17 protein-coding genes are annotated in these 26,224 nt (G+C 74.2%); 11 read left to right on the forward strand and 6 right to left on the reverse strand.

From position 1 onward, the window contains the following. Positions 1 to 9 precede the first annotated feature (9 nt). The 4 genes from B7P34_RS19015 to B7P34_RS19030 all read left to right on the forward strand — a co-directional run bounded on the left by B7P34_RS19015 (position 10) and on the right by B7P34_RS19030 (position 7,979). Positions 10 to 516, forward strand: a complete 507-nt coding sequence (locus B7P34_RS19015) for a DUF6912 family protein (RefSeq protein WP_106677990.1) — start codon at positions 10 to 12, stop codon at positions 514 to 516. 53 nt (positions 517 to 569) lie between these two features. Then, positions 570 to 1,241, forward strand: a complete 672-nt coding sequence (locus tag B7P34_RS19020) for an HAD family hydrolase (RefSeq protein ID WP_106677992.1) — start codon at positions 570 to 572, stop codon at positions 1,239 to 1,241. A 347-nt stretch (positions 1,242 to 1,588) separates the two neighbouring features. Next, positions 1,589 to 6,577: an NAD-glutamate dehydrogenase gene (locus B7P34_RS19025; RefSeq protein WP_106677994.1), complete on the forward strand. Its 4,989-nt coding sequence runs from the start codon at positions 1,589 to 1,591 to the stop codon at positions 6,575 to 6,577. Positions 6,578 to 6,707: 130 nt separating this feature from the next. Beyond that, positions 6,708 to 7,979: a DUF2079 domain-containing protein gene (locus B7P34_RS19030; protein ID WP_106677996.1), complete on the forward strand. Its 1,272-nt coding sequence runs from the start codon at positions 6,708 to 6,710 to the stop codon at positions 7,977 to 7,979. On the opposite strand, the gene B7P34_RS19035 is transcribed toward B7P34_RS19030, so the two are convergent. Beyond that, a complete protein-coding gene (locus tag B7P34_RS19035; protein ID WP_106677998.1) occupies positions 7,907 to 8,509 on the reverse strand; it encodes a GtrA family protein in 603 nt (200 codons plus the stop codon). The two genes, B7P34_RS19030 and B7P34_RS19035, sit on opposite strands and share 73 nt — an antisense overlap. Before the next feature lie 147 nt (positions 8,510 to 8,656). Here B7P34_RS19035 and B7P34_RS19040 point away from each other — a divergent pair, with 147 nt between their 5' ends. The 6 genes from B7P34_RS19040 to B7P34_RS19065 all read left to right on the forward strand — a co-directional run bounded on the left by B7P34_RS19040 (position 8,657) and on the right by B7P34_RS19065 (position 17,481). Continuing rightward, a complete protein-coding gene (locus tag B7P34_RS19040) occupies positions 8,657 to 9,736 on the forward strand; it encodes a sugar phosphate nucleotidyltransferase (protein WP_106678000.1) in 1,080 nt (359 codons plus the stop codon). Positions 9,737 to 9,875: 139 nt separating this feature from the next. Then, positions 9,876 to 10,685: a polyprenol monophosphomannose synthase gene (locus B7P34_RS19045; RefSeq protein ID WP_106678002.1), complete on the forward strand. Its 810-nt coding sequence runs from the start codon at positions 9,876 to 9,878 to the stop codon at positions 10,683 to 10,685. Beyond that, the gene (locus B7P34_RS19050; protein ID WP_223267990.1) at positions 10,660 to 12,198 is read left to right on the forward strand and encodes a hypothetical protein; all 1,539 of its coding nucleotides are present in this window, start codon (positions 10,660 to 10,662) and stop codon (positions 12,196 to 12,198) included. The genes B7P34_RS19045 and B7P34_RS19050 overlap by 26 nt, the downstream gene beginning before the upstream one ends. Then, positions 12,195 to 13,487 carry a glycosyltransferase family 87 protein gene (locus B7P34_RS19055; protein ID WP_106678004.1) on the forward strand — a complete coding sequence of 431 codons (1,293 nt, stop codon included), beginning with the start codon at positions 12,195 to 12,197 and terminating at the stop codon, positions 13,485 to 13,487. The genes B7P34_RS19050 and B7P34_RS19055 overlap by 4 nt, the downstream gene beginning before the upstream one ends. A 2-nt stretch (positions 13,488 to 13,489) precedes the next feature. Further along, a complete protein-coding gene (locus tag B7P34_RS19060) occupies positions 13,490 to 16,339 on the forward strand; it encodes a bifunctional glycosyltransferase/CDP-glycerol:glycerophosphate glycerophosphotransferase (protein WP_106678006.1) in 2,850 nt (949 codons plus the stop codon). Continuing rightward, positions 16,336 to 17,481, forward strand: a complete 1,146-nt coding sequence (locus B7P34_RS19065) for a glycosyltransferase (protein WP_223267991.1) — start codon at positions 16,336 to 16,338, stop codon at positions 17,479 to 17,481. Before B7P34_RS19060 ends, B7P34_RS19065 begins: the two co-directional genes overlap by 4 nt. Before the next feature lie 207 nt (positions 17,482 to 17,688). On the opposite strand, the gene B7P34_RS19070 is transcribed toward B7P34_RS19065, so the two are convergent. Continuing rightward, positions 17,689 to 19,305 (reverse strand): glycosyltransferase family 2 protein, encoded by a 1,617-nt coding sequence (locus tag B7P34_RS19070; RefSeq protein WP_223267992.1) that lies wholly within the window; start codon positions 19,303 to 19,305, stop codon positions 17,689 to 17,691. Positions 19,306 to 19,406: 101 nt separating this feature from the next. On the opposite strand from B7P34_RS19070, the gene B7P34_RS19075 reads away from it, so the two are divergent. After that, complete coding sequence (locus B7P34_RS19075) at positions 19,407 to 20,969, forward strand: glycosyltransferase family 39 protein (RefSeq protein WP_106678008.1); 1,563 nt, start codon at positions 19,407 to 19,409, stop codon at positions 20,967 to 20,969. Positions 20,970 to 21,194: 225 nt separating this feature from the next. On the opposite strand, the gene B7P34_RS19080 is transcribed toward B7P34_RS19075, so the two are convergent. From B7P34_RS19080 to B7P34_RS19095, 4 genes are all read right to left on the reverse strand, one after another. Next, positions 21,195 to 22,076: a carbohydrate ABC transporter permease gene (locus tag B7P34_RS19080; protein WP_106678010.1), complete on the reverse strand. Its 882-nt coding sequence runs from the start codon at positions 22,074 to 22,076 to the stop codon at positions 21,195 to 21,197. Between the two features lie 85 nt (positions 22,077 to 22,161). Further along, entirely contained in the window at positions 22,162 to 23,514 is a 1,353-nt protein-coding gene (locus tag B7P34_RS19085) for a carbohydrate ABC transporter permease (RefSeq protein ID WP_106678012.1), read from the reverse strand. A gap of 15 nt (positions 23,515 to 23,529) precedes the next feature. After that, positions 23,530 to 24,906: an ABC transporter substrate-binding protein gene (locus B7P34_RS19090; protein ID WP_106678014.1), complete on the reverse strand. Its 1,377-nt coding sequence runs from the start codon at positions 24,904 to 24,906 to the stop codon at positions 23,530 to 23,532. A gap of 201 nt (positions 24,907 to 25,107) precedes the next feature. Then, positions 25,108 to 26,224: FtsK/SpoIIIE domain-containing protein (locus B7P34_RS19095; RefSeq protein ID WP_286157490.1), on the reverse strand; the 1,117-nt coding region annotated here is incomplete at its 5' end.

A 26,224-nucleotide genomic window follows, 5' to 3' on the forward strand; every position in this document is an offset into this window, starting at 1 on the left:
GCGGCGGTCATGCGCGTCTACGTCCCCTTGACCCTCCCCGGTCTCGCCGAGGCGCACAAGGCGGGAGCGCTGGGCCCGGCCCCGCTGGACGCCTACGCCGTCACCCCCGCCCTGCGCGAGTGGTACCGCTCCGACGACGTCGAGGAGCTGGAGTACGCGGCCCTGGGCCGCGCCGCCGAGGGCTCGCTGCGCCTGCTCGCGGCCGACCCGGAGGCCCCGCGCCGCCGCGTGGTCGTCGCCGTCGACGTGCCCGAGGGCGCCGTTCTCACCGACCCCGAGCGCGGGCTCGACCAGGCCGCGTACGGCGAGGTGCGGCTCGCCGCGGCCGTGCCGCTGTCGAAGGCCGCCGCCGTGCACGTCGACGCCGGTGACGCCGAGGAGGACGTCGCGGCGGCCGCAGCCGCGCTGGGCGCCGCGGACCGCGGCGACGACGACGCGCGGTTCACCGTCGACGGGGCCGAGGACCACGACCTGATGTGGTTCGGCGTGCAGGAGATCCCCAACCTGATCCAGTAGGGCAAAGCCGCAGGCCACGTCGCTTTGTCACAGGGAGCCCGTACAGTTTTCGCATGGGGAAGCACGGGGCGCACGGGGCACACATCGTCTGGGACTGGAACGGCACGCTGTTCCACGACGTCGACGCGGTCATGACGGCCACGAACGCCGCCTTCGCGGAGATAGGCCTGGAGCCGATCACCCTGGAGCGGTACCGCGAGCTGTACTGCGTGCCCATCCCGCGCTTCTACGAGCGGCTGATGGGCCGGCTGCCCACCGATGCCGAGTGGGAGCACATGGACGGCGTCTTCCAGCGGCACTACCACGACCACCACCTGCGCTGCGGCCTCGCGGAGGGCGCCGAGTCGCTGCTGGAGCACTGGCAGGACGGCGGCGGCACCCAGTCGATCATGTCGATGTACGGGCACGAGAAGCTGCTGCCGCTCGTGCGCACCTTCGGCATCGAGCGCAGGTTCGTCCGGGTCGACGGCCGCACGGGCCCCTCGGGCGGCAGCAAGGCCGAGCACATGGCGCGCCACCTCGCCGGCCTGGAGGGCATACCCGCGGCGCGCACGGTCGTCATCGGGGACGCGCTCGACGACGCGGTGGCGGCGGCTCACGTGGGGGCGCACGCCGTGCTGTACACCGGCGGTTCACACGACCGGGCGGGTCTCGCCGGCGCCGGCGTGCCCGTCGTGGACACGCTGGCGGAGGCCGTTGCCGAGGCGGAACGCCTCGTCGGCTGAGCGCGCTGTGCAGAGTGTCAAAGTTCGGGCCCGGGTTTTGTACACAAACGGCTCATGACGGCTCCCCCGGGAAGGGCGATAGCCTTACCAGGTGATCAGCGCGATATCCAGCAGGGGCGACGGCGCCCCTGTCCTGCGCCCGGAGTGCCACGGCACCCGGGGAGCCGCTGTTCGCTCGGGCGGGGCGCGTCCCACGAAGATGACCACTCCTTTCATGAAGTTGGCCACGAACGCCCCTGTCACCCCTCATTCCGGCATACCGTCGAAGACGACCGGAGACCCCGCGTCGCGACGTGATGCCTTCACCACCTATGTCACGCAACGGCGCGCGACAGGAGCCAGAGGACATGCAGACCAAGCTGGACGAAGCCAAGGCAGAGCTGCTGGCGAGGGCGGCCCGCGTCGCTGAGAACAGCCCGGCCGGGGGGCAGCAACCGCCGGGGCCGAAGAGCGAGGCGGGGCTCGACCCGGAGACCCTGACCGCGTACCTCCAGCGCTACTACCTGCACACCGCGCCGGAGGACCTGGCCGGTCGCGACCCGGTCGACGTCTACGGCGCGGCCGTCTCCCACTACCGCCTCGCCGAGGTCCGCCCGCAGGGCACGGCCAACGTCCGGGCGCACACCCCGACGGTCGAGGAGAACGGCTGGACGTGCAGCCACTCCGTCGTCGAGGTCGTCACCGACGACATGCCCTTCCTGGTCGACTCGGTCACCAACGAGCTCTCCCGCCAGGGCCGCGGCATCCACGTCGTGATCCACCCGCAGATGGTCGTGCGGCGTGACGTCACCGGCCGCCTGCTCGAGGTCCTCGGCTCCAGCTGCGACGCCCACGGCGCCGGCAAGGACGCCGTCCTGCCGCACGACGCCGTCACCGAGTCCTGGATCCACGTCGAGATCGACCGCGAGACCGACCGCGGCGACCTCAAGCAGATCGCCGCCGACCTGCTGCGTGTCCTCTCCGACGTCCGCGAGGCCGTCGAGGACTGGTCCAAGATGCGCGACGCCGCCCTGCGCATCGCCGACGCCCTGCCCGAGGAGCCCGCCCCGGCGGACGTCCCCGGCTCGGAGACCACCGAGGCCCGCGAGCTGCTGCGCTGGCTGGCCGCCGACCACTTCACCTTCCTCGGCTACCGCGAGTACGAGCTGACGAAGCTCTCCACCGACGGCGGCGAGGAGGACGTGCTCAGCGCCGTCCCCGGCACCGGCCTCGGCATCCTGCGCTCCGACCCCTCGCACCACGACGAGGACCACCACGGCCCGCACTCGCACCTCCCGCGCCCGGCGTCCCCGTCGTTCAACCGGCTGCCCGCCGACGCCCGCGCCAAGGCCCGCGAGCACAAGCGGCTCGTCCTGACCAAGGCCAACAGCCGCGCCACGGTCCACCGGCCCTCCTACCTCGACTACGTGGGCGTCAAGAAGTTCGACGCCGACGGCAACGTCATCGGTGAGCGCCGCTTCCTCGGCCTGTTCTCCTCGGCCGCGTACACCGAGTCCGTGCGCCGCGTGCCGGTGATCCGCCGCAAGGTGCAGCGGGTCCTCGCCGACGCCGGCTTCACGCCCGACAGCCACGACGGCCGCGACCTGCTCCAGATCCTGGAGACCTACCCGCGCGACGAGCTCTTCCAGATCTCCGCCGACCAGCTGCGCTCCATCGCCACCAGCGTGCTCTACCTGCAGGAGCGCCGCCGGCTGCGGCTGTACCTGCGCCAGGAGGAGTACGGGCGCTACTACTCGGCGCTGGTCTACCTCCCGCGCGACCGCTACACCACCGGCGTGCGGCTGCGCCTGATCGACATCCTCAAGGAGGAGCTCGGCGGCACCAGCGTCGACTTCACCGCCTGGAACACCGAGTCGGTCCTCTCCCGGCTGCACTTCGTCGTCCGCGTCGCGCCGGGCGCCACCCTGCCCGACCTCACCGACGCCGACGCCGACCGCATCGAGGCCCGCCTCGTCGAGGCCGCCCGCTCCTGGGCGGACGGCTTCGCCGAGACGCTGACCGCCGAGGTGGGCGAGGAGCGCGCCGCCGAGCTGCTGCGCCGCTACGGCCAGGCCTTCCCCGAGGGCTACAAGGCCGACCACAGCCCCCGCGCCGCCGTCGCCGACCTCGGCCACCTGGAGAAGCTGACCACCGCCGGCGGCGACCGCGACTTCGAGCTCAGCCTCTACGAGCCGGTCGGCGCGGCCCCCGGCGAGCGCCGCTTCAAGATCTACCGCACGGGCGAGCCGGTCTCCCTCTCCGCCGTCCTGCCGGTGCTCCACCGCCTCGGCGTCGAGGTCGTCGACGAGCGCCCGTACGAGCTGCGCTGCTCGGACCGCACCACCGCCTGGATCTACGACTTCGGGCTGCGCATGCCCGAGCGGATCGAGGGCGACGACGCCCGCGCCCGCTTCCAGGAGGCGTTCGCGGCCGTGTGGACCGGCGCCGCGGAGAACGACAACTTCAACAACCTGGTGCTGCGGGCCGGTCTCGACTGGCGGCAGGCCATGGTGCTCCGCGCCTACGCCAAGTACTTGCGGCAGGCCGCCTGGCCGTTCAGCCAGGCGTACATGGAGGACACCCTCAGCAACAACGTCCACACCACCCGCCTGCTGGTCAACCTCTTCGAGGCCCGGATGTCGCCCGCGCTGCAGCGCGCCGGCAACGAGCTCATCGACGGCCTGATGGAGGAGCTCGACGGCGCCCTCGACCAGGTCGCGAGCCTGGACGAGGACCGCATCCTGCGGGCCTTCCTCACCGTCATCAAGGCCACGCTGCGCACCAACCACTTCCAGCGCGACGCGGACGGCCGGCCCCGCCCGTACCTGTCCATCAAGCTCGACCCGCAGGCCATCCCCGAGCTGCCGGCGCCCCGCCCGGCCTTCGAGATCTGGGTGTACTCGCCGCGCGTCGAGGGCGTGCACCTGCGCTTCGGCAAGGTCGCCCGAGGCGGTCTGCGCTGGTCCGACCGCCGCGAGGACTTCCGCACGGAGATCCTCGGCCTGGTCAAGGCCCAGATGGTGAAGAACACCGTCATCGTGCCGGTGGGCGCCAAGGGCGGCTTCGTCGGCAAGCGCCTGCCCGACCCGTCCGTGGACCGCGACGCGTGGCTGGCCGAGGGCATCGCCTCGTACAAGACGTTCATCTCCGGCCTCCTCGACATCACCGACAACATGGTCGGCGGCGAGGTCGTGCCCCCGAAGGACGTCGTCCGCCACGACGAGGACGACACCTACCTCGTCGTCGCCGCCGACAAGGGCACCGCGACGTTCTCGGACATCGCCAACGAGGTCGCCCAGTCCTACGGCTTCTGGCTCGGCGACGCCTTCGCCTCCGGCGGCTCGGCCGGCTACGACCACAAGGGCATGGGCATCACCGCCCGCGGCGCCTGGGAGTCGGTCAAGCGCCACTTCCGCGAGCTGGGCCACAACACCCAGACCGAGGACTTCACGGTCGTCGGCGTCGGCGACATGTCCGGTGACGTCTTCGGCAACGGCATGCTGCTCTCCGAGCACATCCGCCTGGTCGCCGCCTTCGACCACCGGCACATCTTCCTCGACCCCACGCCGGACGCGGCCGTCTCCTACGCCGAGCGCCGCCGCCTGTTCGAGCTGCCCCGCTCGTCCTGGGCCGACTACGACAAGGAACTGCTGTCCGCGGGCGGCGGCATCCACCCGCGCAGCGCCAAGTCGATCCCCGTCAACGCGCACGTGCGGGCGGCCCTCGGCATCGAGGCGGGCGTCACCAAGATGACCCCCGCCGAGCTGATGAAGGCCATCCTGCGCTCGCCGGTCGACCTGCTGTGGAACGGCGGCATCGGCACGTACGTCAAGGCCTCCACCGAGTCCCACGCGGACGTCGGCGACAAGGCCAACGACGCCATCCGCGTCGACGGCCAGGACCTGCGCGTCAAGGTCGTCGGCGAGGGCGGCAACCTGGGCCTGACCCAGCTCGGCCGGATCGAGTTCGCCTCGACCGGTGGCCGGATCAACACCGACGCGATCGACAACAGCGCCGGCGTGGACACCTCCGACCACGAGGTGAACATCAAGATCCTGCTCAACGCACTGGTCACCGACGGCGACATGACCGTCAAGCAGCGCAACAAGCTCCTCGCCGAGATGACCGACGAGGTCGGCGAGCTCGTCCTGCGCAACAACTATGCGCAGAACGTGGCCCTGGCCAACGCCGTGGCGCAGGCCCCCAGCCTGCTCCACGCCCACCAGCGGATCATGCGCCGGCTCGGCCGCGAGGGTCACCTGGACCGGGCCCTGGAGTTCCTGCCCACCGACCGGCAGATCCGCGAGCGGCTCTCCGCCAACCGCGGCCTGACCCAGCCGGAGCTGGCCGTCCTCCTCGCCTACATCAAGATCACCACGGCCGAGGAGCTGCTCGCCACCGGGCTGCCCGACGACCCGTACCTGGAGCGGCTGCTGCACGCCTACTTCCCGCAGCCGCTGACCACCGGCTACCGCGAGCAGGTCGACGGGCACGCGCTGCGCCGGGAGATCATCACGACCGTCCTGGTCAACGACACCGTCAACAGCGGCGGCTCCACCTTCCTGCACCGCCTGCGGGAGGAGACCGGCGCCTCGCTGGAGGAGATCGTCCGGGCGCAGACCGCGGCCCGCGCCATCTTCGAGCTGGGCTCCGTGTGGGACGCCGTCGAGGGCCTGGACAACGTGGTGCCGGCCGAGGTGCAGACGCAGATCCGGCTGCACTCGCGGCGCCTGGTCGAGCGCGGCACCCGCTGGCTGCTCAACAACCGGCCGCAGCCGCTGGAGCTGGCCGGGACGATCGAGTTCTTCCACGACGGCGTGGCCAGGGTCTGGAGCGAGCTGCCCAAGCTGCTCAAGGGCGCGGACATGGAGTGGTGGCAGTCCATCCACGACGAGCTGGTGGCGGCCGGGGTGCCGGACGAGCTGGCCGTGCGCGTGGCGGGCTTCTCCTCCGTCTTCCCGGCGCTGGACGTCGTCGCGGTCGCCGACCGCGCCGGCAAGGAGCCGCTGGACGTCGCCGAGGTCTACTACGACCTCGCCGACCGGCTGCACATCACCCAGCTGATGGACCGGATCATCGAGCTGCCGCGGGCCGACCGCTGGCAGTCCATGGCCCGCGCCTCCATCCGCGAGGACCTCTACGCGGCGCACGCCGCGCTCACCGCGGACATCCTCTCGGTGGGCAACGGCGCCTCGACGCCGGAGCAGCGCTTCGCCTCCTGGGAGGAGAAGAACGCGGCGATCCTCGGCCGGGCGCGCACCACGCTCGACGAGATCCGCGGTTCGGACGCCTTCGACCTGGCGAACCTGTCGGTCGCCATGCGGACGATGCGCACGCTGCTGCGGACGCACTCCTGACGGCGCGCGGGCACTGCGCCGGCGGCGGACGGGCGGGAGAAGTGACGCACCGCTGACGCCGGAGTGAACAAGGGACGGCCCCGGGGACAAATCCCCCGGGGCCGTCCTTTTGGCGTGCTATGAGGGACGGATGAAGGCCGTTTCCCGGTTGACGTCCGGCCCCTCGGGCCCCGCGTCCCCCTCCTCAGCAGCCCTTTCCGCCTCCGCTCCGGCCGTCGCCGGGAGGCCCGCCGCCAAGGCCGCCGCCCGGCCGGGCCCACCGGCGTACGCCCGGTACCAGGCCGCCCGGGCGGTGGCCCTCTACCTGGTGGTGGCGGCCGTCGGCTTCGCGGTCATGCTGCTGGTCAGCCGGCACTTCGGGCGGGCGCCGGAGGTGGTGCTGCGCCGCTGGGACAGCGGTCACTACCTGCACATCGCGCAGCACGGCTATCCGGGGGAGATCCCGTACGGGCCGGACGGTGAGCCCAAGTTCAGCAGGCTGGCGTTCTTCCCGCTGGTGCCCGCGCTGATCCGGGCGGTGCACCTGATGACGGGGCTGCCCGTGGTCTGGGCCGGGGTGGTGGTGTCCTGGACGGCGGCCTGCGTGGCCGCGGCGGGGGTGTTCCGGCTGGTGCGGGCGGTCGGCGGGCGGCCGGGCGCGGGGTACGCGTGCGTGGCGCTGTGGGCGTGCTCGCCGTACGCGTTCGCGCTGTGGGTGCCCTACTCGGAGGCCGTCTTCAGCGCGGCGCTGATCTGGACGCTGCTGGCCGTGCTGGAGCGCCGCTGGCTGACGGCGGCGGCGCTGTGCGTCCTGGCGGGGGCGGTGCGGCCGTCCGCGTCCGTGGTGGTGGGCACGGTGGGGCTGGCGGCCGGGTGGGAGCTGGTGCGGCAGCGGGGCTCCCGGAGCGCCTGGCGCGCCTGGGTGGCCCTGCTGACGGCCCCGCTGGGGATAGTCGCGAGCTGGCTGTTCCTGGGGAGCAAGGTGGGGCGCGTCGACGGCTGGTTCGAGGCCGAGCGCGCGTGGGGGCAGTCGTTCGACTTCGGCGCGGGGACGGCGCACGTGCTGAAGGACATGCTGCTGTACCGGCACGCCGGGCGGGTGGCGGACCTGCGGACCGCCGCGGTGATCGCGGTGCTGGTGCTGGGCGCGGTCGGGGTGTGGGCGCTGGCCCGGGACCGGCGGGTGCCGTGGCCGCTGGTGGCGACGGTCGCGCTGGCGTGGGTGCTGATAGTGGGAACGCCGGGTTCGCCGCTGTCCAAGCCACGCTTCATGCTGCCGTTCCTGCCGGTTCTGCTGCTGTTGGCGGCGAGGCCGCTCGCGCGTGCTCCGCTTGGGGTGCGGGTGTGTCTCTACGGTGGAGGTGCGGTGGTCTCGGGGTGGTACGCGGCGGGGTTGCTCGTGCTGTTCGAGGGCTCGCCGTGATCCGTGGGGCCGCCGGTGCCGCCGATGCCGCCCGTGTCGCCGGTGCCTGTGCCGCCCGCGCCGCCCGTGCTTCCTGTGTCGCCGGCGCCGCCCGTGTCGCCCGGGAGCAGCGCCCTGAACACCCACGCCCGGTAGGACCAGAAGCGGAAGAGGGTGGCGGCGCCGATGCCCAGGAACTTGAAGAGGTTGTTCTGGAACGGGGTGTCCCAGCCGAAGGTGTACGTGGCCGCGTAGAGCACCCCGTTCTCGATGACCAGCCCGACGGCGCTGAACGCGGCGAAGAGGGCGACCTGGCGGCTGCGCCTGCTCCTGTCGCGGTCCCGGTAGGCGAAGTGACGCAGCCCCAGGTAGTTGAAGGCGATGGCGACCACGGTGGCGACCACGCTGCAGCGCACGACCGGCAGTCCGGTGACCGCGCGGCAGAGGTTGAAGACCGCGAGGTTGACGACGATGCCGAGGCCGCCCACGGTGCCGAACTTGGCGAACTCCCGGCCGAGGGCCGCGAGCCCCGGTGCCGCTGCCGGTCGCAAGGATCGCAGGGGTCGCAAGGGCCTCTCCCATTACGGTCGTCCCGGTATGGCCGCCACGCAAAGCAGACATTTGTCGCAGAGAACTGATTGTAGTGTAAATTGCCGCAAAAACTGACACAGTGCGATGACGACGGCGAGGACAGTGGCATGACAGAGGCGGTACTGCTCGTCGGCGGCAAGGGCACCCGGCTCCGGCCGCTCACCCTCAACACGCCGAAGCCGATGGTCCCGGCCGCCGGAGTGCCCTTCATCGCCCACCAGCTCGCCCGCGCCCGGGCCGCCGGCGTCCGCCACGTCGTCCTGGCCACCTCCTACCTCGCCGAGGTCTTCGAGCCCTACTTCGGCGACGGCGCGGCCCACGGCCTGCGCCTGACCTACGTCACCGAGAAGGAGCCGCTCGGCACCGGCGGCGCCATCCGCAGCGCGGCGGACGCCCTCACCACCGGCCCTGCCGGCCCCGTCCTCGTCTTCAACGGCGACATCCTCACCGGACTCGACATCAGAGGTCTGCTGCACCGCCACGAACGGGCGCAGGCGGACGTCACCCTGCACCTGACCAGGGTGGCCGACCCGAGGGCCTTCGGGCTCGTCCCGACCGACGCCGACGGGCGCGTCCTGGCCTTCACCGAGAAGCCCGGCCGCCCCGAGGAGATCGTCACCGACCAGATCAACGCCGGCGCCTACGTCTTCCGGCGCGATGTCATCGACACCATCCCCACGGGCCGCCCGGTCTCCGTCGAACGCGAGACCTTCCCCGGCCTGCTGGCCTCCGGCGCGCTGTTGCACGGCGTGGTCGACGCCTCGTACTGGCTCGACCTCGGCCGCCCCGCCTCCTTCGTGCAGGCGTCGGCCGACCTCGTCCGGGGCGTCGTCCGCTCGCCCGCCGTCCCCGGGGAGCCGGGTGAGCACCTGCTGCTGCCCGGGGCCCACGCCGAGCCCGGCGCCCGGCTGACCGGCGGCACGGTCGTCGGTGCCGGGGCGTACGTCGCGGCGGGCGCCGAGGTCGACGGCTCCGTCGTCCTGGACGGCGCGCGCATCGAGGCGGGCGCCCGGATCCGGGCGAGCATGATCGGCCAGGGCGCGCGGGTCGGCCCGCGCACCGCCCTCGACGGCGTGGTGATCGGCGACCACGCGGAGGTCGGCGCCGACAACGAACTGTGCGACGGGGCCCGCATCTGGTGCGGCACGGTCATCCCCGATGCGGCCATCCGCTTCTCCGCCGCCTGACGCTTCCCCTTCGTTCCTCCTCTCCGACGTGCCTCCTGCCCGACGTTCCGCCCGCTTGATGCTCCTCCCGCTCGATGTCCCTCCCGTTTGATGTCCCTGGCGTCTTCCCCGCCGTCCGACGAACCCCGAGGACCAGCCCATGAGCGCACCCCGTACCCCCGCCCCGGCGCCCCCGCTGCCCGCGGAGTGGGGCCGCACCACGACGACCGTCGTCATGCCCACCTACAACGAGGCGGCCAACCTCGCCACCATGGCCGAGGCGCTCATGGCCCTGCCCCTGGAGGGCCTGCGGCTGCTGGTCGTCGACGACAACAGCCCCGACGGCACCGGCGCGATCGCCGAACAACTGGCCGAGAAGTACAACGAGCCCGGCCGCACCCGCATGGGCGTCCTGCACCGGACCACCAAGGACGGCCTCGGCCGCGCGTACGCCGCGGGCATGGCCCGGGCCGTCGCCGAAGGCGCCGCCTACGTCCTCCAGATGGACGCCGACGGCAGCCATCCCACGGAGAAGGTCCCCGAACTGCTCGGGGTCGCCCTCGCGACCGGCGCGGACGTCGTCGTCGGCAGCCGCTACGTGCCCGGCGGCTCCCTCTCGGACGCCTGGAAGGTCCACCGCAAGCTGCTCTCCCGCTGGGCCAACGCCTACGCCAGCACCATCCTGGGCACGCGCGTGCGGGACATCACCAGCGGCTTCAACCTGTGGTCCGCGGCCGCCATCTCCGCCATCGACCTGGGGACCGTCGACAGCGCCGGCTACAGCTTCCAGGTGGAGATGAAGTACCGGGCGCTGAAGGCCGGGTACACCGTCATGGAGGTGCCGATCCACTTCGAGGACCGCACCGCCGGGGAGTCGAAGATGAACCTGGCCGTCCAGCTCGAATCGGTGGTCATGCCGTGGCGGCTGCGCACGAGGCCGGCCCGTGCTGCCGGTCGCCGCACCCGCTGAGCCGGCGGCCCCGCCCGGGGCCGCCCCGCAAGGCCGTGCGGCGGGCCTCCGCCTGCCCGTCCCGGCCTGCGCCCTGCTGACGGCCGTCCTCCTGCTGCTCATGACCGTCCGGCTGCCCTGGGCCGGGGACCTCGGGATGCACGCGGCCGTCCTCGAACGGCTGCGCGCCGACCTGCTCCACCCCGGCAACCCCCTGGTCGACGCCGCCACCCCGAGCCCGTACTACTCGCCCTGGGCGGTCCTGCTCGCGCTCACCGGGTCGGCGACCGGCTGGGGGACCTTCACCGTGCTGCGCCTGGGCGCGCTCGCCGGCCTTGTGCTGCTCGGCACGGGCGTGCACGCCTTCGTACGGACGTTCACCCGCAGCAGGGCGGCGGTGCCGCTGGCGGTGCTCTGCCTGCTCCTGCTGTACGGAGTGAGGCTCTTCGCGTGGAGCGGCGTCCCGGGCCTCACGTCGATGTCCCTCACTCTCGCCTACCCGAGCACGTTCGCCCTCGGACTGGCCTTCCACCTGTGGGCGCTGCTGCGGCGCGCCCTGGCCGCCGGCCGGGGAACCGCGGCCTTCCTGGGGGCCGGGCTGCTGCTCGCCGCGATCCTGCTCGTCCATCAGTTTACCGGCGCCGTCGCCGCGCTGGGCTGCGCCGCGATGCTCCTGGGCGCCCGGCCGTGGCCGGCGCGCGCGGTGCGGCTGCGGGTGGCCGCGGCGGGCGCCCTGGCCGCGGCCGTGCCCGCCTGCTGGCCGTACTACGCCTTCTACTCCCTGCTCGGCACGGGCAGCGGCCTGGACGACATCCACCGGCCGCTCTACGACCACCTCGCGACGAAGTTCTGCCTGACCGCGCTCGGCGCGGCCGCCCTGGTGCTGCGCGCGCGGCGCGACCGCCGCGACCCGCTGGTGATCTTCTTCGTGCTGGGGCTCGCCGTCTTCGCCGCCGGAGGGCTGAGCGGGCATCAGGCGTGGGGCAGGATCCTGCCCGCCGTCCTCGTCCCGGCCCAGCTCGCGCTCGCCCTGGAGACGGTGGACGGCGGGCGCCGGGCGCGGGCGGCCCTCGCCCCGCTGACCGCCGTCGCCCTGCTGGCCGGAGCCTGGACGCAGGCCGGGGTGCTCGGCTACGTCCTGCGGCCCCAGGCCGTCCCGCCCGTCCTGCGCCACATCCACACCGTCGCGCTCTGGCCACGGTTCACGTGGGCGGCGCGCGAAGTGCACGCCGGGCAGACGGTGATGACCGACAACTACTACGCGCTGCGCATGCTCCCCGCGTACGGGCCGTACACCGTCGCCCCCGCCTATCCCGACGTCTTCCTCCCCGACGCGGCCCGCCGCCGCGCCGAGACCCGCCGCTTCTTCGCCCGGGACACCTCCCGGGCCGAGCGGCTCGGCATCCTCAAGGAGTACCGCGTGCGCTGGGTGCTGCAGCAGAACGGCGGCCCGGGCCTGGACCGGGGCGATCCCGCCGTGCGCCGGACCGTCCGCGGCCCGGCCGGGTTCACCCTCTCCGAGGTCGCTCCGTGAGCGCCGGGCACCCGCCGCGCCCCGCCGCGCCCGGCGGGGGCGCCGACCTCTTCGGGCGCTGGCTGCGCGGGCGGGCCCCGTGGCCGGTGCTGCTCGCCGCGCTGCTGGTCCTCGCGCTGGACGTCGTGCGCGTGGTGCAGGGCCCCCGGACGCCGGGGATCGACAACGCCGTGGTGGTGCGGGCGGCGCGGGCCCTGCTCGACGGGGGCTCGCCGTACGCGGACAAGCGCTTCCTCTACCTGCCGGGCGCGGTGTTCGCGGCGCTCCCGCAGACGCTGGTCGCCGGGGACGCACTGGCCACGGCCGTGCCCGTGGCCGCCGCGCTGTTCGTCCTCGCCGGGGTGGTGCTCGCCCTGCGGGTCTTCGGGGTGCGGCCCGACAGCAGGCTCGCGGCGGGCGTCACCGCCGCGCTCGGCGTCTTCGAGCCCTTCCACGGCGTCGTCTACCTCGGCAACTGGACGGTCCTGTCGGCCGTCGCCTTCCCCGCCGCCCTCCTGCTCGCGCGCGGCGGGCGCTGGAGCGCGGCCGGGGGAGTGGTGGGGGCCGCGCTGGCGCTGAAGCCGATGCTCGTGCCGCTGCTGCTGCTGTTCGTGCTGGCCCGGCGGTGGCGGGCGCTGGCCTGGGCCGTGGGCGTTCCCGCCGCGGTGTCCCTGGCGTCGGCGCTCGCGATGCCCCGCCCCGGGCTGTTCTTCACCCGGACGCTGCCGTTCCTGATGCGCGGACAGGACGCGTACGCCCGCCCGTTCGACGCCGCCTGGCCGTCGGTGCTGCCGCGCCTCGGGGTGCCGGAGCCGCTCGCGCTCGCCCTCGCGGCCGGCGCGGCGGTGGCGGTGCTGCTGTGCGCGCGGTGGAGGTGGCGGGCCGGCGGCGATCCGGCCCTGCGGCTGGTGGAGTGCGCGTCGCTGCTGATGCTCGCGGCCTTCCTGGTCTCGCGCCCCTCGTTCCAGCACTACATGCTCGTCGTCCTCCCCTCGCTCGCCGCGTCGCTGGTGGTGCGCGCCGCCGCGGCACGCTCGGTGTGGCTGTGGCTGCCGTTGCTCCCCGAGGCCGCCGGGGTGACCTGGCCGTACCTGGACACCGCCCGGAGGCATGCCTTCCGCGATGTCGTCCTGATCGCCGGGGTGACCGCGGCCCTCGCCCTGCACGCCTGGCGCACCCGCTCGGACCCCTCGCGGGAGGTGACTGTCAGTACCCGCATCTACGCTTTGGGTAATCGCGAATCCGTCCGCGCGGACGGCGGGCCGCCCGACCGTGCCCGCGACGCGCCGGACCGCACCGAGACGAGGTGACAGTGACCACCGCACATCCCGCCCCCGGCCCCGATGTCAGTGTCGTCGTGATCGTCCACAACGACGCCGAACGCCTGCCGCGCGCCGTGCGGTCGGTCCTCGCCCAGTCCCTGCGCAACCTCGAAGTGATCATCGTCGACGACTGCTCGACGGACGGCACCTTCGCCGCCGCCGAGCGGCTGGCCGCCGCCGACCCCCGGGTCCGGCTCATCCGGCTGCCCGTCAACAGCGGCGGCTGCGGCGCCCCGCGCAACGCCGGCATCGACGCGGCCCGCGCCCCCCGCCTGATGTTCCTCGACAGCGACGACGAACTGCCCTACCACGCCTGCAAGTCCCTGCTGCTCACCGCCGAGGAGACCGGCGCCGACCTCGTCACCGGCGAAGTCACCCGGCTCTTCGAGGAGTCCGGCACCACCGGCCTGTGGTACCCGGAGCTGTTCGAGGACGTCCGCGTCGTCCACGGCATCCGCTCCGCCCCCGAGTTCTTCCTCGACCACCTCTCCACCAACAAGCTCTACCGCGCGGACTTCCTCGCCCGCCACGCCCTCCGCTTCCCCGAGGACATGCACTACGAGGACCAGCTCTTCACCGCCCGCGCCCTCACCCTCGCCCGCACCTTCGCCGTCGTCCCCTGGCCCGTCTACACTTGGCGCCTCGCCGCCGACCCCGCCACGCTCTCCATCTCCTCCAGCCGCCACAAGCTGCGCAACGCCGTCGACCGCATCAAGGCCGCCCGCCTCATCGACGCCTTCCTGGAGGAGTCCGGCAACGCCGCCCTGCGGCCCGCGAAGGACGAGAAGTTCCTCCGCCACGACTTCCGCCTCTACCTCGGCGACCTGCCCTTCCGCGACCCCGAGTGGATCGCCGGCTTCGCCGCCGCCGTCACCCCGTACCTGGCGGAGATCGCCCCCGAGGCGCTCGCCGCCATGCCCCGCGAACAGCAGATCTGCCAGTTCCTGCTGTGCGCCGGGCGATACGAGGAGGCCGCCGAGTGCGCCCGCACCCTCGACCGGCCCCGGCTCGCCCCCCGCCACGTCGTCCGCGACGCCGGCCGCATGTACTGGGGCCCCGCCCTGCCGCGCGACGCCGAGGAGGCCGCCGGCCTCGACATCACCTCCTGGCGCCTGGACGACCAGCCCTTCGCCGCAGGCCCCCTGCGCCACGAAGTGGCGGGCATCGACGCCGACGGCCCCCTGCTGCGGATCCGGCTGCGCACCCACGACCCCGCCCTCCTGCTCACCGCACCGGGCGCGGTCACGGCCGAGCTGCGCATCGCCACCACCGGAGAGCCCCTCGCCGTGCCCTTCGCCTACGAGCCGGCCGCGCCCGGCGAGGACGGCGACCCCGCCTGCCGCACCGCCGAGGCCGTCCTCGACCCCCGCCGCATCCCCCTCGGCCCCAAGGGCTTCCGCGGGCGCCGCCACCCCGTCGTCGTCCTCGAACGCCTCGGCCTCACCCGCTCCGACCCGCTCCTCGCCCCCGCCGGCCTCACCCCGCTGCGGGCGAGGATCCCCCGGCGCGGCCCCCTCGCCGCCCACACCGTGCGCGTCGCCTGCGAAGGGCACGGCGCCGGGCGGCTGGAGCTGTCCTGGCGGCGCGCCGGCGCCCTCGGCCGCGCCGAAGCCGCCGCCGGGAAGGCCGAGCCCGTCCGCCGCGGCCTCCAGCGGCTCACCCGCCGCGTCACCGGCCCCCGCATCAAGGCCCTCACCTACCACGAGCTCCAGAAGCTGCCCGTGGACGACGGCCTCGTCGTCTTCGAGGCCCTGGAGGGCCGCGGCTACGCCGACAGCCCCCGCGCCATCCACGAGGAGCTGCAGCGGCGCGGCCTGCCGCTGCGCGCCGTCTGGTCGTACGCCGGCAACCGCTCCTCCTACCCCGAAGGGCTGCCGCTCGTGCGCCGCGGCAGCTGGGAGTACGTCCACGCCCTCGCCCGCGCCCGCTACTGGGTCGACTCCCACGGCTTCCCCCCGCTCTACGACAAGCGGCCCGCCACCCGCTATCTGCAGACCTGGCACGGACAGGCCTTCAAGCACATGGGCTTCGACGTGCCCGAGCTGCGGCTCGCCAACGCCGAGCGGCAGCGGCGGCACCGCGAGACGATCGCCCGCTGGGACGCCCTCATCGCCCCCAGCGAGGAGTTCGAGCGCACGTTCGTCCGCGCCAACGGGTACGAGGGCGAGCTGCTGCGCACCGGCCTGCCCCGCAACGACGACCTCGTCCGCTGGGAGGACCCCGCCCGCCGCGAGCGCGCCGCCGCCACCCGCGAGCGCCTGCAGATCCCCGACGGCCGCCGCGTCCTGCTGTACGCGCCCACGTTCCGCGACGGGGCGCGCGGCAGCGGCGACTCCGTCCGCGCCGACCTCGCCGAGCTCGTGCGCTCCCTCGGCGAGGACTGGACGATCGTCGTCCGCCCGCACTACTACGAGCGGTACACCGTCCCCCGCGAGCTCGGCCACGCGGTCCGCGACGGCCGGGAGTTCCCCGACCTCAACGACCTGCTGCTCGCCTCCGACGCCCTCCTCACGGACTACTCGTCCCTGATGTTCGACTACGCCAACCTCGGCCGGCCCATCCTGTTCTTCACCGACGACTACGAGCACTACCGCGCCACCGCCCGCGGCACGTACTACGACCTGCCCGACATCGCCCCCGGCCCCATGCTCACCACGACCGGCGAGCTGATCGCCGCCCTGCGCGACCTGAAGGCCGTCCAGGAGGAGTGGGCCGGGGCCTACGCCCGCTTCCGGGAGCGCTTCAACCCCCACGAGACGGGGCGGTCGAGCGAGGCCGTGGTGGACCTCTTCTTCGGCGCCGCCGCCCCCCGGGCCGGTGCGGGAGGCGGGCCACGGTGAAGCGGCGCAACCTCTTCCTCCTCGGGATCGACGTCGACTCCATGGGCGGCTCGCAACGCGTCCTGCACACCCTCGCCCAGGGCTTCGCGGAGCGCGGCCACCGCGTCGAGCTCATCGGCATCCGCCCCAGCCCCGAGCCCCACACCTACCTCGCCGACCCCGCCTACCGGCACCTCACCCTCTACCGCAGCCCCGCCGCGCCCGCCTGGCGGGCCGCGTCCTTCGCCGAGCGGCTGAGCCCCGCGCGGCTGAGGGCGGCGCGCGCCGAGCGGCAGGAGCGGGACCGGGCCCGGCAGCGGCTCGCCCGCCGCTTCGCGGCCGTCCGCGACGGCATGGTCGTCATCGGCTCGCCCTGGGCGGCGGCGTGGCTGGAGCCCGTCGAACGGGCCCATCTGCGGGGCATCGGGCAGTACCACGAGTCCTTCCACCAGGCGCGCACGTCCGAGAACCTCCAGCTGATCCTGCGTCACTACCCGGCCCTGGAGAAGGCGCTGTTCCTCAGCGAGCCGGACGCGGCCGAGTTCCGGCGGCGGCGCCTGCCCAACGCGGGCGTCCTGCCGAACCCGCTGCCCTTCGCTCCTGCGGAGCGGGCCGCCGCGCTCGACACCCGGCGTGTCGGTGCGGTCGGGCGGCTCGAAGCCGTCAAACGCCTCGACCGGCTGCTCGACGCCTTCGCCGAAGCGGGGGGCGGACGGCCCGGGTGGGAGCTCCATCTCTTCGGCGACGGGCCGCTGGAGCCGGAGCTGCGCGCCCGGGCCGAGCGGCTGGGCATCGCCGACCGCGTCCGCTTCCGCGGCAGCGTGCGGGACATGGCCGCGGCCTACGCCGAACTCTCCGTCGTCGCCCTCACGAGCGAGCGGGAAGGCCGGCCGATGGCTCTCGCCGAGGCGTCCGCGGCGGGGGTGCCGTGTGTGAGCTTCGACCTGTCGGGCGGTGTCCGTGAGCTGGTCCGCCACGGACGGACGGGCACGCTCGTGCCTCCCGGCGAGGTTGCGGCCTTCGCCGCGGCGCTGGGTGAGCTTATGGATGACGGTGCGCTGCGGGAGCGGTACGGGGCCGCTGCGCGGGAGCATGTGGCGCCGTTGCGGCTGCCTGCGGTGCTGGATCGGTGGGAGGCGCTGTTCGAGGAGATCGATCGCTGACGGGGCGGGGCGCCTGCGGCTCGGCGAAGCGATGTGAGGAGGGGGAGCGTGAGCATGGAGCACGGCTGCGGGTCGTCTGTGGCCGGTCGCGCAGCTCCCCGCGCCCCTGACGCGTCCGGGGGACTGCAGGGAGCGTGGTCGGGCGGCCGCGGGCCGTGCGTGGCTGAGCGCGCAGTTCCCCGCGCCCCTATCGGGGCGTGGTGGGCTCTAGCTTCGTCTTGCCACCGCCCACGCCCCCCGTGCTCCCGACGCCAGCCGCAGGGCCAGCGAGCCGTTCACCGTGGCGTAGGGGCGGGCCAGGAGCAGGCCGTGGCGCAGGCTCGGCAGGGCCGCGCGGTGCAGGCCGCGCCCCACGGCCCGTACGGTCGTGCGGAAGGCCCCGCCCGCGCACTGCACCCGGACCCGCACGTCCCACGTCTGCGACGGAGCGGCTCCGTCGCGCCGGTCGCGTCCGGCGAGCACGGACAGCGGCAGGACGACGCGCGCGGTCCACGCCGTGCCCTCGTCCGTCAGCGGCACGGCCCGCCGCAGCACGGGCCCGCCGTCGCGGTGCCGCAGTTCGACCTCCGCGGCCTCGGGCGCGATCGTGGCGAGGCGCCCGTAGAGGTCGTGGACGCGCAGGCGCAGCCGGGCGCGGGCCCGGGCGGTGAGGCGCAGTTCGGCGTCCACGGTCACCGGCAGGTGGTGCGGCGGCACGGCCCCCGGCCCGAGGACGCCGTCCAGGGCCGCCCGGGGCAGGTCCGCCGACCAGACGGGCGAGGCGGCCGCGTCCTGCGCGTAGGGCGGCAGGAGCCGGGCGGGCCGGGCGGCGAGCTGGGCCAGTCGCTCCAGGTCGCGCGGGGCCTCCGCGGCCAGCACGACGCGGGCGATCCAGCGGGCCGGCGGCCGGGCCGCGCTCAGCTCGGCCTCGTCGAAGCCGGCGAGGTAGCCGCGGGTGACGCGCCACCAGGCGTGCCGGTAGCCCGCGCTGCGGGCGGGCAGTTCGCGGACGTACATCCGCAGGTCGTGGTCGAGGAACTTCACCCGTGCGGCGCGGGCCAGCGGCTTGCTGCCCGCGTCGAGGAAGACCTCGACGCTGCTCCGGTGCGCGGCCACGCGCGCCTGCCAGTTGGCGATGCGCTCACGGTCGAGGGAGATCGAGGGCGCGGCGGCGTCGCGCCGCACGTGCCAGATGTAGACGGTGTCGGGCACCGTCGCCACGCGCGGCGCGGCGGCCATGACCCGGGCGGCGAAGACGAAGTCCTCGTAGATGAAGCGCCCTTCGGGGAAGGCGATGCCGTGCTCGGTGAGGAAGTCCCGCGCGTAGAGCTTGTTGACGCACAGGGTGTCGCGCAGGAGCGCGGGCCGGGCCTCGGGGCCGGAGTACACGGCGGGCCGCCGGTAGAGGGCGGGCTGCCAGGCGGTGTCGCGCCGCTGGGGGAGCTCGCGGCGCACGCACAGGCCGGCCGCCACGGGGGCGCGGTGGCGCAGGGCCGCGCCGAGGAGGGCGTCGGCGGCGCCCTCGGGCAGCGTGTCGTCGCTGTCGAGGAACATCACGTACGGCGCGGTGGCGGCCCGTACGCCGTCGTTGCGGGGCGTGCCGCAGCCGCCGCTGTTGGCCGCGCGGTGGACGACCCGCAGGCGCGGGTCGGTGTCGGCCAGCTCGTCGAGGATCGCGGCGGTGCCGTCCGTGGAGGCGTCGTCGACGGCGATGACCTCGGCGACGGCGGGCCCTTGGGCGAGCGCGGAGCGGACGGCGTCGCGGATGTGGGCGGCGTCGTTGAACCCGATGACGATGACGCCGACCTGCGCGGCGGGCAGGGTTCCGCTCCCGTTCACTGTCACGAAAGACAGTTTTACCGATGAATGCGTATAAACCAGCGCATTGGGAAGCCCGGGTGTGGCCGGGTGTCCGGGGCCGTCAGGGCCGGGGAGGGGACGGAGCGATGGGGCTGACAGAGCTGGAGCCGCCCGGGGCCGCCGCGCCGGAGGCCGCGGCGCAGCCCCCTCCGGCCCGCGCCCGCACCACGCGCGGCGCCGTCCTCGCCGTGGCCGTCCCCGCTGCCGTCATGCTCGTCCTCGGGCTGTGGGGGCTGGACCGGGGGACGATGTGGCGGGACGAGAGCGCCACGTTCCAGGTGGCGCGCCGCTCCTTGCCGGAGATGTGGCACGTGCTGGGCACGATCGACGCCGTCCACGGCCTCTACTACCTGCTGATGCACGCGGTCCTCGCCGTGCGCCCCGACGAGACAGCGCTGCGGCTGCCGTCCGTCGCCGCGTCCGCCGCCACCGCCGCGCTCGTCGGCGCCCTCGGCTGCCGGCTCGCCCGGCCGCGCGTCGGCCTCTGGGCCGGGCTCCTCTACGCCGCCACCCCCTTCGTCAGCCACTACGCGCAGGAGGGCCGCTCGTACGCCCTCGTCGCGGCGGGCGCCGCGCTCGGCACCTGGCTGCTGGTCCGCGCGGTCGAGCACGGCTCGTACGGGCGGTGGGCCGGCTACGGCGCGGTGGTGGCCGGCACGGCGCTCCTGCACGAGTTCGCGGTCCTGCTCCTCGCGGCGCACGCCGTGACCTTGCTGCTCTCCCGGGCGCCGTGGCGTACCTGGCGGCGCTGGGGGTGCGCCGCGGCGGCCGCCTGCCTGCTGCTGATACCGCTCGTGGTCGTCTCTCGGGGGCAGAGCGCGCAGGTCTCCTGGATCCGCACCCCGGGGGTCCCCGAGGCGGAGGCGCTGGTGAAGGCGTTCGCCGGTCCGCAGCAGCCCGTCCTGGGCGCGGTGCTCGTCCTGGCCGCGGTGGCTGTCCTCGTCCCCGCGCGCGGGGGGCGGGCGCCGCGCCGCGGCGGGTCCCTCGGCCTCGCCGCGGTCGCCCTGCCGTGGGCGCTCGTCCCGCCCGTGCTGCTCTACGCCGCCGCCCAGTACCAGCCGCTCTTCCTCGACCGCTATCTGCTGTTCTGCCTGCCCGGCGTGCCCCTGCTCGCCGCGGCCGGCGCGGACCGGATCCTGGGCCTCGTGCCGTGGCGGCGCACGGTGACGGCGCTCGGCGCCGCGGTCGTGCTGGCCGCCTTCGCCGTGCAGCTGCCGCTGCACGAGCGCGAGCGCCTGCCCACCAGCCGCGGCGACGAGCTGGCCCCGGTCGCCGCGGCGGCCGGCCGGTCGGCGAGGCCGGGGGACGCGGTGCTGTTCCTGCCGCAGTACGAGCGGCGCGTGGCCCTCGCCTACCCCCGCGGCTTCACCGGCCTGCACGACCTCACCCTCAAGCGGTCACCGGCCGCGTCCGGCACGCTCTTCGGCGAGGAGGTCACCACCGCCGTGCTGCGTGACCGGCTGGCCCGGCTGCCGTCCGGGAGCCGGGTGTGGGTCGTGGGGGACACCCACAACGTCGGCACGCGGTGGTTCCGGGCCCAGCGGGCCGAGTCCGCGAAGGTGACCGCCCTGGAGGAGTTCTGCCGGGAGGAGAGGCAGGCGGCGGTGTTCGTCCGCGGGGGGTCGGTGTCCCTGTACGTACGGCGCTAGAGGGCGGAAGGGACGTGGTGGTGCCGGTGTGCGCGCATTCCGCCGGACCCTCGCCGCGGGGGTTGCGCGCCGCGGCGGCGGCAGGGTTTCACGGGCTGCCCTGCCGTGTCCACGCCGTGCCGTCTCCACGCCGTGCCGTCTCCGCGCCGGGGCGCGCCCGCCGCCCGGCGGGCGCCCGTAGGCCCGGACAGGCTGCCCGCCCGGCAGGGCCCCCGCAGCGGGCCCTCATTTCACCGCCCCCGCCATCACCCCGCTCACGAACTGCCGCTGGAAGGCGAAGAACACCGCGAGCGGCACGGCCATCGACAGGAACGCGCCCGAGGCGAGGATGTCGATGTTGTCGCCGAACTGCCGCACCTGCTGCTGCAGGGCGACCGTGACCGGCGGGTGCCCGCTGTCCGCGAAGATCAGCGCGATCAGCATGTCGTTCCACACCCACAGGAACTGGAAGATCCCCAGCGAGGCGATGGCCGGCCCGCCCAGCGGCAGCACCACCCGCAGGAACAGCCGCAGTTCGCCCGCGCCGTCCAGCCGGGCGGCCTCCAGCAGCTCGCGGGGGATCTCCGCGAAGAAGTTCCGCAGCAGGAAGACCGCGAAGGGCAGGCCGAAGGCCGTGTGGAAGAGCACCACGCCGGGCGTGCTCTCGAAGATCCCGAGGGTGTTGAAGAGCTTCGCCACCGGGATCAGCGCCACCTGCACCGGCACCACCAGCAGTCCCACCACGGCCATGAACCACCAGTCGCGGCCCGGGAAGTCGAGCCAGGCGAAGGCGTAGCCGGCGAGGGCGCCGACGAGGATCACCAGCACCGTCGCCGGCACGGTGATGAGGGCCGTGGTGCCGAGGGACTCCATCACCGTGTCGTTGTGGAAGAGCTTGCTGTAGCTGTCGGTGGTCAGCTGCGCCGGGTGGGCGAAGACCTGCCACCAGCCCGAGGCCGCGATGTCCCGCTTGTCCCGCAGCGAGGACAGGAGCAGTCCCACCGTCGGCGTCAGCCAGAACAGCCCGACGGCGACGAGGAAGAGCCGCACCGCCCCGCCGCCCAGCCGCGCGGCGATCCGCGCGGGAAGCGACTGCTCGGCCCGTACGGCCGTGTCCAGCGTGGTCATCCCTGCCGCCCCCTCGTGGTCATCGGCGTCGCCCCCGTAAGCACTCTCGTAAGCGCTCCCGTAAGCGCTCCCGCAGGCGCCCCCCTCATCGCCGCCGCTCCCTTCGGATCCGCCGGAGGTTGACGTACATCACCGGCAGCACGAGCACCAGCAGGAAGACCGCGATGGCGCTGCCCACGCCCTGATTGACGTCCGTGCCGAACGACGACTGGTACAGCTGCAGGGCCAGCACGTTCGCCTTGTCCAGGCTCGCCCCCGGCGCGATGATGTAGACGAGGTCGAAGATCTTCAGCACGTTGATCATCAGCGTGATCAGCACGACGGCGAGCACGGGCGCCAGCAGCGGCACCGTCACCCTGCGGAAGACCTGCCACTCGTTCGCGCCGTCGACCCGCGCCGCCTCCAGCAGCTCCCGCGGCACGCTCGCGAGCCCCGCCGCGATCAGCACCATCGCGAAGCCCGCCCACATCCAGATGTACGCGGCGATGATGGCCGGGGTGACGAGCGAGGGGCCCAGCCAGTCGACGCCGTTGTAGGGCGCGGCGAAGTTCGAGGCGGGCAGCCGCAGCTGGGCGCCGTCCGCCGCGGCGGGCAGGGTGAAGGTGCCGTCGGCGTCCGAGGTGGCCGAGGCGACGGTCCGGCCGTCCTTGACCGCCTCCACCGTCACGCCCTCCAGGGCCTTCTCGCCCTGGTCGATCTTCCCGGGCGTGCCGGTGCCGCCGCGCGTGAAGTCCCGCCACACCGTGCCGGTGACCTTCCCGGCGACGTCCCGCGCGGGGATGGCGTCCTTGGCGCCCTTCATGTCCGCGGGCTTCGCGCCCACCAGCGGCAGTGCGGTCGCGCTGCCGGCCCTCACCACGGCCCGGGTCGTGAACGCGCCGTGGCTCTCCGTCAGGAGCTCGTCGCCCCTGGGGTGCGCGCCGGGGAACGGCGCGGGCGGCGAGAACGTGTCGTGGACGCCCACCCACACCGCGTTCGCCACGCCGCGGTCGGGGTTCTGCTCGTACACGAGCCGGAAGATGATGCCCGAGGCCAGCATCGAGATCGCCATCGGCATGAAGACGACGAGCTTGAACGCCGTGCCCCAGCGCACCCGTTCGGTGAGCACCGCGAAGACCAGCCCGAGGGCGGTCGCCACGGACGGCGCCACGACCACCCAGATGACGTTGTTCTTCAGCGCCGTACGGATCCGGTCGTCCGTGAACACCTCGTGGTAGTTGTCCACGCCCACGAACCCGTTGCCGCTCGCGTCGAAGAGGCTGCGCCACACGGAGTAGCCGATGGGGTAGACGACGAGCGCGCCGAGCAGCGCCAGCGCGGGCAGCAGGAAGAGGGCGGCCACCCACAGGCGGGTGCCCCGCATGCTCCTGGGCTTCTTCGCGGTGGGGCGGCGGGGCGGCCCGGAGGCCGCAGCGCCGCCCGCGGTCGCGGTCGACATCGTGCGGGCCTCCCGTCAGCTCTTGAACGCCTTGGCCGCGTCGGACTCCAGCTTCTGCTGGGTGCCCGCCACGTCACCGGGGTCCTTCAGGAAATCCTGGAGGTGCTTCCACTCGCCCTGGCCCGGCTTGCCGCCGAAGGAGGCGGGCGCCAGGTCCGACATGTCGAAGCGGAAGCCGTCGCCGGCCGCCACCACGGCCCCGGCGATGGACCGCAGCGTGTCGTCGGGGTAGGCGGCGAGGTCCAGGTTCTTGTTGGCGGACAGGAAGCCGCCCTGCCCGGCCCACACCCGCGCCGCGTCGGGCGAGGCGAGGAAGGTCAGCAGGGCCTGCGCCGCCGGGCCGTCCTTCAGCGCCACGCCCACGTCGCCGCCGGTCACCACCGGCGCCTTCGCCCCCACCGCGGGGAACGGGAAGACCCTGGCCTCCTTGCCGATCCGCGCGCCCGCCCCGATGACGTTGGCCGCCGCGAAGTCACCCTCGAAGACCATCGCGGCCTTCGGTTCCTCGCCCCCGGTGAACGTCTGCGTGACGGAGGTGGGGAACTGCGTCTGCAGCGCGCCCTGGTTGCCGTCCGCCAGCAGGCCCTTGCCGCCGAAGAGCCGCCCGAGCGCCGTCAGGGCGTCCTTCACGGACGGGTCCGTCCACGGGATCCGGTGCTGCGCCAGCTGGTCGTACTTCTCGGGGCCCGCCTGGGAGAGGTAGACGTTCTCGAACCAGTCGGTGAGCGTCCAGCCGTCCGCCCCGCCCACCGAGACCGCCGGGATGCCGTAGTCGGCGATCAGCTGCGCGGTGCTCAGGAACTCCGGCCAGGTCTTCGGCTCCTTCGCCCCGGCCCCCTCGAAGACCCCGGTGTTGTACCAGACCAGGGACTTGTTGCTGACCTTGAAGTAGACGCCGTAGCGCTTGCCCTCGTACGAGCCGAGCTCCTGCCACCCCCGGGTGAAGTTCTTGCCCAGCTCCGCCGCCGCCTCGCTGCCCAGCGGCTTGAGCCAGCCCTTCCGCGCGAACTCCCGTAACGCTCCGGGCTGCTGCAGCATCGCCACGTCCGGAGGGTCGCCGCCCGCGATCTTCGAGCCGACGAACGCGGACATGTCGTCCCCGCTGGGCACGTAGGCCACTTCCGCGCCCGTCCGCCGCGAGAACTCGTCCAGGACCTTCGTGAAGCCCTTCTGCTCGGCGCCCGTCCAGACCGCCGTCACCTTCAGCTTCTGCCCGTCGAGCTTCGGGAGCCGCACCGTCTGCCGGACCGTGTCCGACGCGCCCTTGCCGCCCGGCGGGCCGCCGCCGTCCCCGTCGTCACCGCACCCCGCGGCCGACAGGGCCAGGGCCCCGGCCGCGAGGAGCGCCAGGGCGCTGCGCGCCCCGCGCACCGAACGAAGCGAAGTCCGCATAGCCGCCCCTCCCGTACGAGCTCCCCGCCGGCGGCCGCCGCACGTCGGCCCCCGCATCCGCGCCCGCCTCCCGTGCGACAGTCCTACGCCCGCCCGGGAGCCGCCGCAATACCACCATCGGGCACGATTCACCGATCGTGACCGGGATGTGATGCGCCGTCACCTGTGCGGGGACGTACGGTTTCCGGGCCGCGGCCCGCGTCAGAGCAGCGGTGGCGCCGCCTCCGCCCCCGCCGACTGCGCGGCGCGCTGCAGGGCGCTCGCGAGCAGCGCCAGGTCCGTCGGACCGTTGCCCAGCTCGCGCACCTGGCGCCGGGCCGGCGGATCGCCCATGCGCTGCCAGTCGATGGCCACGACCGTCGGGCGCAGCGTCGCCGTCCGCGGGATGCGGCCCGTCACCCGGCCCGCCTGGAACGGAGTCGTCGCGTCGTCGTCCGGCCGCATCAGCCGGCCGCGGCCCGGAGCCGGCTCGCCCGCGCCGCTCCCGTCGCCCGGCGTGCCGTCCGCCGACGGCGGGGCGATCTCCAGCGTCGCGCGCAGCCCGGCCCGCTCGACCGCCGCCGTGTCGGCCGTACGGTCCGGCCGGCCCGACGCCGCCACCAGGTGCACGCCGAGCCGCTCGCCGTCCCGGGCCACGGCCTCCAGCGCCCGGACCACCGAACCCGCCGACGGGCGCCCCGTACTGCCCAGCGCCGGGGCCACCAGCGCGTCGAAGTCATCCACCAGGACCACCAGGCGCGGCAGCGCCGTCCGGGACGTGAGCGACGGACCGTCCTTCTGCGTCCGCAGCTTGAGCGTCCCCGTCGGTACGGACTCCAGGTCGCCCGAGCCGTCCGCCGTCCGCCGCGGCGCGACCATCTGCGCGGCCGACGCGGCCGCCTGCTGCGTGTGCCACGCCGTGAAGTCCAGCCGGCCCAGCAGCTCCGCGCGCCGCTTCAGCTCCGACGTGAGCGCCTGGGCGAACTCCCGCATCCGCACCGGATCCGCGGCCGCCAGATACGTCGACACGTGCGGCAGGTCCGTGCACGGCCGCAGCCCCTCGCCGCGCTCCGCGCCCGCCCCGTCCACCAGCACCAGCGAGAGCCGGTCGGGCCGGTCCGCCGCCGCCAGCGACGCCGCGAGCGAGCGCAGCAGCTCCGTCTTCCCGCTGCCCGCGCAGCCCTCCACCAGCAGGTGCGGGCCGTCCGCCGCCAGGTCCACGGCCAGCGGCCCGTGCGGGCCCGCGCCCAGCACCGCCACCGCCCGGCCCCCGGGGCGCGAACCCCGGTCCGTGGCCGCCGCCCAGCGGGCCGTCAGCGACGCCGGAGTCGCCCGGGCC

Origin of the sequence: Streptosporangium nondiastaticum, assembly GCF_003011965.1 — a bacterium.
Lineage (GTDB): Bacteria > Actinomycetota > Actinomycetes > Streptomycetales > Streptomycetaceae > Streptomyces > Streptomyces nondiastaticus.

What these genes read in the sequence shown, in the direction of transcription:
- B7P34_RS19015 (WP_106677990.1), top strand. Translation starts at nt 10, where the DNA reads ATGCGCGTCTACGTCCCCTTGACCCTCCCCGGTCTCGCCGAGGCGCAC.
- B7P34_RS19020 (WP_106677992.1), top strand. Translation starts at nt 570, where the DNA reads ATGGGGAAGCACGGGGCGCACGGGGCACACATCGTCTGGGACTGGAAC.
- B7P34_RS19025 (WP_106677994.1), top strand. Translation starts at nt 1,589, where the DNA reads ATGCAGACCAAGCTGGACGAAGCCAAGGCAGAGCTGCTGGCGAGGGCG.
- B7P34_RS19030 (WP_106677996.1), top strand. Translation starts at nt 6,708, where the DNA reads ATGAAGGCCGTTTCCCGGTTGACGTCCGGCCCCTCGGGCCCCGCGTCC.
- B7P34_RS19040 (WP_106678000.1), top strand. Translation starts at nt 8,657, where the DNA reads ATGACAGAGGCGGTACTGCTCGTCGGCGGCAAGGGCACCCGGCTCCGG.
- B7P34_RS19045 (WP_106678002.1), top strand. Translation starts at nt 9,876, where the DNA reads ATGAGCGCACCCCGTACCCCCGCCCCGGCGCCCCCGCTGCCCGCGGAG.
- B7P34_RS19075 (WP_106678008.1), top strand. Translation starts at nt 19,407, where the DNA reads ATGGGGCTGACAGAGCTGGAGCCGCCCGGGGCCGCCGCGCCGGAGGCC.
- B7P34_RS19080 (WP_106678010.1), bottom strand. Translation starts at nt 22,076, where the DNA reads ATGACCACGCTGGACACGGCCGTACGGGCCGAGCAGTCGCTTCCCGCG.
- B7P34_RS19085 (WP_106678012.1), bottom strand. Translation starts at nt 23,514, where the DNA reads ATGTCGACCGCGACCGCGGGCGGCGCTGCGGCCTCCGGGCCGCCCCGC.
- B7P34_RS19090 (WP_106678014.1), bottom strand. Translation starts at nt 24,906, where the DNA reads ATGCGGACTTCGCTTCGTTCGGTGCGCGGGGCGCGCAGCGCCCTGGCG.